We start from the raw sequence: 7211 nt of genomic DNA on the forward strand, positions 1-7211 counted from the left end.
GCGAGTCCGTCACCGAGGGCACCGTCACCCGCTGGCTGAAGTCGGTGGGCGACACCGTCGAGGCCGACGAGCCGCTGCTCGAGGTGTCCACCGACAAGGTCGACACCGAGATCCCCGCCCCCGCGTCCGGCACCCTGCTGGAGATCGTGGTCGGCGAGGACGAGACCGCCGAGGTCGGCGCCAAGCTCGCCGTCATCGGTGAGGCCGGCGCCGCTCCGGCTCCGGCCGCCCCGGCCCCGCAGGCTCCCGCGGCTCCGGCCCCGGCCGCCGCGCAGGCCACGGACGACGGCGCCTACGTGACCCCGCTGGTGCGCAAGCTCGCCGCCGAGAACGGCGTCGACCTGTCCACCGTCAAGGGCACCGGCGTCGGCGGGCGTATCCGCAAGCAGGACGTCATCGCCGCCGCCGAGGCCGCGAAGGCCGCCGCCGCTGCCCCGGCCCCGGCCGCCGCCGCTCCGGCCGCCTCGAAGAAGGCCCCGGTGCTGGAGGCGTCCCCGCTGCGCGGCCAGACCGTGAAGATGCCGCGGATCCGCAAGGTCATCGGCGACAACATGGTCAAGGCCCTGCACGAGCAGGCCCAGCTGTCCTCGGTCGTCGAGGTCGACGTCACCCGTCTGATGAAGCTGCGCGCCCGGGCCAAGGACGCGTTCGCGGCCCGCGAGGGCGTCAAGCTCTCCCCGATGCCGTTCTTCGTCAAGGCGGCGGCCCAGGCGCTGAAGGCCCACCCGGTCATCAACGCCAAGATCAACGAGGCCGAGGGGACCATCACCTACTTCGACACCGAGAACATCGGTATCGCGGTGGACTCCGAGAAGGGCCTGATGACCCCGGTCATCAAGAACGCCGGCGGTCTCAACATCGCCGGTATCGCCAAGGCCACGGCGGAGCTGGCGGGCAAGGTCCGCGGCAACAAGATCACCCCGGACGAGCTGTCCGGCGCGACCTTCACCATCTCCAACACCGGTTCGCGCGGTGCGCTCTTCGACACGATCATCGTGCCGCCGGGCCAGGTCGCGATCCTCGGCATCGGTGCCACGGTCAAGCGTCCGGCCGTCATCGAGACCGAGGAGGGTACGGTCATCGGCGTCCGCGACATGACGTACCTGACCCTCTCCTACGACCACCGTCTGGTGGACGGCGCCGACGCGGCCCGTTACCTGACCGCGGTCAAGGCGATCCTGGAGGCGGGCGAGTTCGAGGTCGAGCTCGGTCTGTGATCCGGTCCGTCGACGGAGTGGTGACTCCGGGCCGCTGATCCGGTCCTTCGGTGCCCCCGTCCGGAAGTCCTCGTGATTTCCGGACGGGGGCACCGTCACATGGGGCGTGTAAGTCTCGTCTCACCTGGGGGAAAGCGCCCCCACGCGCCCTACCCGGGCGGGCCGACGGCCGTATTGTCTATTCGTCAAAGCCCCCCGGGGGCCCGCGGGCCCCGCTAAGGAGCCCGTCATGACCGCGCCCGTCGTCCACTCGCTGCGCGAACAGATCCGCGAGCACATCCTGGAAGGGATCATCAGCGGGCGCTGGAAGCCGGGCGAGCGGATCGTCGAGCGGCGCATCGCGACCGAGCTGGAGGTCAGCCAGACGCCCGTGCGGGAGGCGCTGCGCGAGCTGGAGTCGCTGCGGCTGATCGAGTCGGCGCCGAACAAGGGCGTGCGGGTGCGGAACCTGACGGCGGCCGACCTGGAGGAGAGCTACCCGGTCCGGGCCGGTCTGGAGGCGATCGCGGCGGAGCTGGCGGCGGAGCGGCTGGCGGAGGACTGCTCGGCGCTGGAGCCGCATGTGGCGGCGCTGTACGAGGCCGACCGGCTGTCGGACGGGACGGGGCAGGTGCGGCACACGGTGGGGTTTCACCGGGAGCTGGTGCGGGCGGCGGGCAATTCCGTGCTGCTGCACACGTGGGAGGGGCTGGGGATCGAGGTGTTCACCGCGCTGTCGATACGGTGGCTCGGTACCGTGCAGCAGTCCTATGCGGAGGAGCACGAGGAGCTGGTCGCGGCTTTTCGGCGGCGGGATCCGCGGATCGCGGAGCTGGTGAAGTCGCATGTGCTGGGGTGCGCGCCGCGGGCCTGAGGGGTTTGCCCCCGCCGCCCCTTCCCGTCCCGTCCCGGGGGCTGCGCCCCCGGACCCCCATTGCGCCCACGCGGCGGTAGCCGCATATCGGGTACAGCCCCGCGCCCCTGAAGGGGCGCGGGGAACTGCGCGATCAGCCCCCACCGGCCCGCGGTCGCTCGTCGGGGCGCAGCCCTCCTCACCTGCGCGAACGCGCGAAAACACCGTCACCGCGTGCCACCGCCGGAGGCACCCCGTGCCGACTTTCTCCGGATCAAGGAATTTTGCCCCTCAACCCTTTGATCGATCATCGATCACGGAGTTATTGTCGCCTGCGGACTTCCACCGAAGTCCGCAGCCCTGTCCTGCCAAAGACCAAGGGCACCCCCGAACCCTTCTGAGGGCACCCCCTTCGACTGAGGAAGGCGGCGACATGACCGACCCCAACGCCATCCAGCCGAGCGAGCTCGACCAGCTCCCGGACCGCGACCCCGAGGAGACCGCCGAGTGGCAGGCCTCCCTGGACGCCGTTGCCGCGGCGGCCGGGCCGCACCGTGCCGCGTACCTGATGCGGCGCACGCTGGAGCGTGCCGAGGGCGCCGGCGTCGCGCTGCCCAAGCTGCTCGAGACCGACTACGTCAACACCATCCCCACCGCGGCCGAGCCCGCCGTGGACGGTGACGAGGCGATGGAGCAGCGCATCACCGCCTGGAACCGGTGGAACGCGGCGGCGATGGTGACCCGCGGCAGCAAGTACGGCGTGGGCGGCCACATCGCCACCTTCGCCTCGGCCGCGTGGCTCTACGAGACCGGCTTCAACCACTTCTTCCGCGGCAAGGAGGGGGACGGCTCCGGCGACCAGCTCTACATCCAGGGCCACGCCTCCCCCGGCATCTACGCCCGCGCGTTCCTCGACGGCCGGATCAGCGAGGAGCAGCTGGACAACTTCCGCCGTGAGGCGGGCGGCAACGGCCTGCCGTCCTACCCGCACCCGCGGCGCCTGCCCTGGCTGTGGGAGTTCCCCACCGTGTCGATGGGCCTCGGCCCGATCTCCGCGATCTACCAGGCGCGCTTCAACCGCTACCTGACCAGCCGCGGTATCAAGGACGTCTCCGACTCCCACGTGTGGGCGTTCCTCGGCGACGGCGAGATGGACGAGCCCGAGTCGACGACCGCGCTCACCCTCGCCGCCCGCGAGCAGCTGGACAACCTGACCTTCGTCATCAACTGCAACCTGCAGCGCCTCGACGGCCCGGTCCGCGCCAACTTCAAGATCGTGCAGGAGCTGGAGGCCCAGTTCCGCGGCGCCGGCTGGAACGTGATCAAGACCCTGTGGGGCACGGCGTGGGACGAGCTGTTCCAGCTCGACACCACCGGCGCCCTCGTACGACGCCTCCGCGAGGTGCCGGACGCGCAGGTGCAGACGTACCAGACGCGTGACGCCGCCTACATCCGCGAGGACTTCTTCGGCAAGGACCCGGCGCTCGTCGAGATGGCGAAGCTGCTGAGCGACGACAAGATCCTCGAGTGCTTCCACTTCTCGCGCGGCGGCCACGAGTCCCGCAAGGTCTACGCCGCGTACAAGGCCGCGCTGTCCCACAAGGGCGCGCCGACGGTGATCCTGGCGCAGACCGTCAAGGGCCACACCCTCGGTGAGGGCTTCGCCTCGAAGAACGCCAACCACCAGATGAAGAAGCTGACGGTGGACGAGTTCAAGGCGATGCGCGACCGCCTGGAGCTGCCGATCGCGGACTCGGCGTTCGTCGACGGCGTGGTGCCCTACGCGCACCCGGGCGCCGACTCCCCCGAGGTCCGCTACCTCCAGGAGCGCCGCGCCGCCCTCGGCGGTCCGGCCCCGGCCCGCCGCGTGCACCCGGTCGCGCCGCTGCCGCAGCCCGCCGACAAGGCGTTCGCCGCCTTCGACAAGGGCTCCGGCTCGCAGAACGTGGCCACCACGATGGCGTTCGTCCGCCTGGTCAAGGACCTGGTCCGCGACAAGGAGACGGGCAAGCGCTGGGTGCCGATCGTCCCCGACGAGGCGCGCACCTTCGGCATGGAGAGCCTCTTCCCGTCCCTCGGCATCTACTCGCCGATGGGACAGACGTACGAGCCGGTCGACCGCGACCAGCTGATGTACTACAAGGAAGCCAAGAACGGCCAGATCTTCAACGAGGGGATCACCGAGGCCGGCGCCATGGCGGAGTTCATCGCCGCGTCGACGTCGTACTCGACGCACGGCGAGACGATGATCCCGTTCTACATCTACTACTCGATGTTCGGCTGGCAGCGCACCGGCGACCAGATGTGGCAGCTCGGCGACCAGCTCGGCCGCGGCTTCCTGGTCGGCGCCACCGCGGGCCGCACCACGCTGACCGGTGAGGGCCTCCAGCACGCCGACGGCCACTCCCCCGTCATCGCGGCGACCAACCCGGCCGCCCTGACGTACGACCCGGCGTTCGCGTACGAGATCGCGGTCATCGTGAAGGAGGGTCTGCGCCGGATGTTCGGCGAGGCCTGGCCGGACGAGGACCAGAACGTCTTCTACTACCTGACGGTCTACAACGAGCCGCTGCCGCAGCCCGCGAAGCCGCAGGCGGCCGGTGTCGACGAGGGCATCGTCAAGGGCCTGTACCGCTTCAACACGGCGGAGTCGGCGGGCCTGTCCCCCGCCGCGAACGCCCCGCGCATGCAGCTGCTGGGCTCCGGCACGGCGATCCACTGGGCGCTGAAGGCGCAGCAGCTGCTCGCCGAGGAGTGGGGCGTGGCCGCCGACGTGTGGTCCGCCACCTCCTGGACCGAGCTGCGGCGCGACGCGATGGAGGCCGACGAGGCCCTGCTGCGCGGCGAGGACCGGGTGCCGTACGTACGGCGCGCGCTCCAGGGCGCCGAGGGCCCGGTGCTGGCGGTGTCCGACTACATGCGCCAGGTCCCGGACCAGATCGCGCAGTGGGTCGAGCAGGACTACACCTCGCTGGGCGCCGACGGCTTCGGTCTGTCGGACACCCGTGAGGCGGCCCGCCGCCACTTCGGCGTGGACGCCGAGTCCATCGTCGTCGCCGCCCTGGCCCAGCTCGCCCGCCGCGGCGAGGTGAAGGCCACCGCGGTGAAGGAGGCCCGGGAGAAGTACGGGCTGTAAGGCCCGAGTTACGCGGGAGGCCCCCGTCGTCACGCGTGTGCGCGTGGCGGCGGGGGCCTCTTGCATGATGGGCGCATGCGTGCTGCCCGGTTGATCAAGATGGTGCTGCTGTTGCAGTCCCGGCCCTCCATGACCGCCGCCGAACTGGCCCAGGAGCTGGAGGTGTCGGAGCGTACGGTCACCCGTGACGCCCAGGCGCTGTCCGAGGCGGGCGTGCCCGTGTACGCGGACCGGGGGCGGATCGGGGGCTACCGGCTGATCGGCGGCTACCGGACCCGGCTGACGGGGCTGGCCCGCAGCGAGGCGGAGGCGCTGTTCCTGTCCGGGGTGCCGGGCGCGCTGCGCGAGATGGGCCTGGAGGACGCGGCCTCGGCGGCCCGGCTGAAGGTGTCGGCCGCGCTGCTGCCGTCGCTGCGGGACGCCTCGCGGACGGCGGCGCAGCGGTTCCATCTCGACGCGCCGAACTGGTTCCGTGAGCCGCAGACCCCGGAGCTGCTGCCGGCCGTGGCGGACGCGGTGTGGGACGACCGGCGGATCACCGCCCGCTACCGGCGCGGGGCGGGCGAGAGCCGGCACGAGGTGGAGCGGGAGCTGGAGCCGTACGGGCTCGTGCTGAAGGCGGGCGTCTGGTACCTGTGCGCGCGGGTCGCGGGGCGGGACTCCTTCCGGGTGTACCGGATCGACCGGTTCACGGCGGTGGAGCCGCGGGAGGAGCGGTTCGAGCGGGCGGAGGACTTCGAGCTGCCCGCGTTCTGGGAGGAGCGGGCGGAGCAGTTCGCCCGGTCGCTGCTGCGGGCGGAGGTGGTGCTGCGGCTGACGGCGGAGGGGATGCGGAGGCTGCCGCACGTGGTGGACGCGGTGTCGGCGCGGGAGGCGTTGGAGGGGGTGGCGGAGCCCGGGGCCGGGGAGTGGGTCGCCGTGACGCTGCCGGTGGAGTCGGAGGAGGTGGCCCGGACGCAGTTGTCCGGGCTGGGGGCGGAGGTGGAGGTGGTGGAGCCGGTGTCGTTGCGGGAGTTCTTCGCCGCCGAGGCTGAGAGGCTGGTGCGGTTGTACCGGCGGGGGTGAGGGGGACGCCTGGGGTTTGTTCGCCCCCTCCGCCCCTTCCCTTCCTCGGGGGCTTCGCCCCCGGACCCCCGTTTGCGCAGTTCCCCGCGACCCTGAAGGGGTGCCTGACGGATGCTGGGTCCTGTGATGGACGAGACGGAGTTCTGGGCGTTGGTGGACGGGGCTCGGGTGGATGCCGACGGGGATCCCGAGGAGCAGGCCGATCTGCTCGTGGATCGGCTCGTGCTGCTGGACCCCGAGGCCGTGCTGGACTTCGCCCGTCACTTCGAGGCGCGCTACCAGCGCGCGTACCGCTGGGACCTGTGGGGCGCCGCGTGGGTGCTGCTGGACGGGGCCAGCGACGACGCCTTCGATTTCTTCCGGTGCTGGCTCATCGGCCAGGGGCGTGAGGTGTTCGAGGGCGCGCTGCACGACCCGGACACGCTCGCCGAGCTGCTCGACGACTTCGACGAGGAGATCGACGGGGACGGGGAGGATCTCGGGTACGCGGCCGACGAGGCGTACGAGCAGCTCACCGGTGTGGTGATGCCCGGCCTCGGCCTCCCTCCGGCTCCCGCGGAGCCGGAGGGCACGCCGCTCGACCTCGAGGACGAGGCGCTGCTCGCCGCGCGCTACCCGCGGCTGTGGGAGAGGTTCCGCGGGGAGTGAGCCGCGGGGCGCGGGCGCCGGGCGCCGGTCACAGGCGCCGGTGGGGGCTCGGCGTCTGGCGCAGGGGGGCCGCGTTGGCCTGCATGAGGGCGGAGGCCGTGGAGGCCGCCGGGCCGAGGACGACGGCCGCCGCGGCGACCAGTGCGGTCCAGGGGCGGCGCAGGGTGTCCGCCCAGGTGATACTTCGGTCAGGGGTGTCGCTCATGGGCTCAGCTCTTCGTTCCGTGCGTCGTCTTCCACAGTGACGCGCTGTGTGTCGGTGCCGGTGTCCCGGCCGGGGCCGGTTCCGGCGTCGCGGCCCTGGAGGCGGGCC

Annotated in this window: 6 protein-coding genes and 1 pseudogene (1 of these 7 running past the window's edge); 5 read left to right on the forward strand and 2 right to left on the reverse strand. The window is 71.9% G+C overall.

Translation table 11 applies throughout. The annotated features are described in order from the left end of the window. The 5 genes from sucB to CCN29_RS12570 form a co-directional block, all read left to right on the forward strand. Positions 1-1217: 2-oxoglutarate dehydrogenase, E2 component, dihydrolipoamide succinyltransferase (gene sucB / locus CCN29_RS12550; RefSeq protein WP_086681762.1), on the forward strand; the 1217-nt coding region annotated here is incomplete at its 5' end. 229 nt (positions 1218-1446) lie between these two features. Continuing rightward, positions 1447-2070, forward strand: coding sequence for a GntR family transcriptional regulator (locus CCN29_RS12555; protein ID WP_006130137.1), 624 nt, complete (start codon positions 1447-1449; stop codon positions 2068-2070). Positions 2071-2482: 412 nt separating this feature from the next. After that, positions 2483-5185 (forward strand): pyruvate dehydrogenase (acetyl-transferring), homodimeric type, encoded by a 2703-nt coding sequence (gene aceE / locus CCN29_RS12560; RefSeq protein ID WP_086681765.1) that lies wholly within the window; start codon positions 2483-2485, stop codon positions 5183-5185. Between the two features lie 75 nt (positions 5186-5260). Then, entirely contained in the window at positions 5261-6250 is a 990-nt protein-coding gene (locus tag CCN29_RS12565; protein ID WP_006130135.1) for a helix-turn-helix transcriptional regulator, read from the forward strand. A gap of 126 nt (positions 6251-6376) precedes the next feature. Next, complete coding sequence (locus CCN29_RS12570; RefSeq protein ID WP_086681768.1) at positions 6377-6898, forward strand: DUF4240 domain-containing protein; 522 nt, start codon at positions 6377-6379, stop codon at positions 6896-6898. A gap of 28 nt (positions 6899-6926) precedes the next feature. On the opposite strand, the gene CCN29_RS35820 is transcribed toward CCN29_RS12570, so the two are convergent. Then, positions 6927-7103, reverse strand: a complete 177-nt coding sequence (locus tag CCN29_RS35820) for a hypothetical protein (protein ID WP_442538340.1) — start codon at positions 7101-7103, stop codon at positions 6927-6929. Next, positions 7100-7211, reverse strand: a pseudogene (locus CCN29_RS12575) (N-acetylmuramoyl-L-alanine amidase) (its annotated part continues 172 nt past the right edge of the window); the annotation flags it as partial. The pseudogene CCN29_RS12575 and the gene CCN29_RS35820, both read right to left, overlap by 4 nt.

Origin of the sequence: Streptomyces pseudogriseolus, from assembly GCA_002154585.1 — a bacterium.
GTDB lineage: Bacteria > Actinomycetota > Actinomycetes > Streptomycetales > Streptomycetaceae > Streptomyces > Streptomyces pseudogriseolus.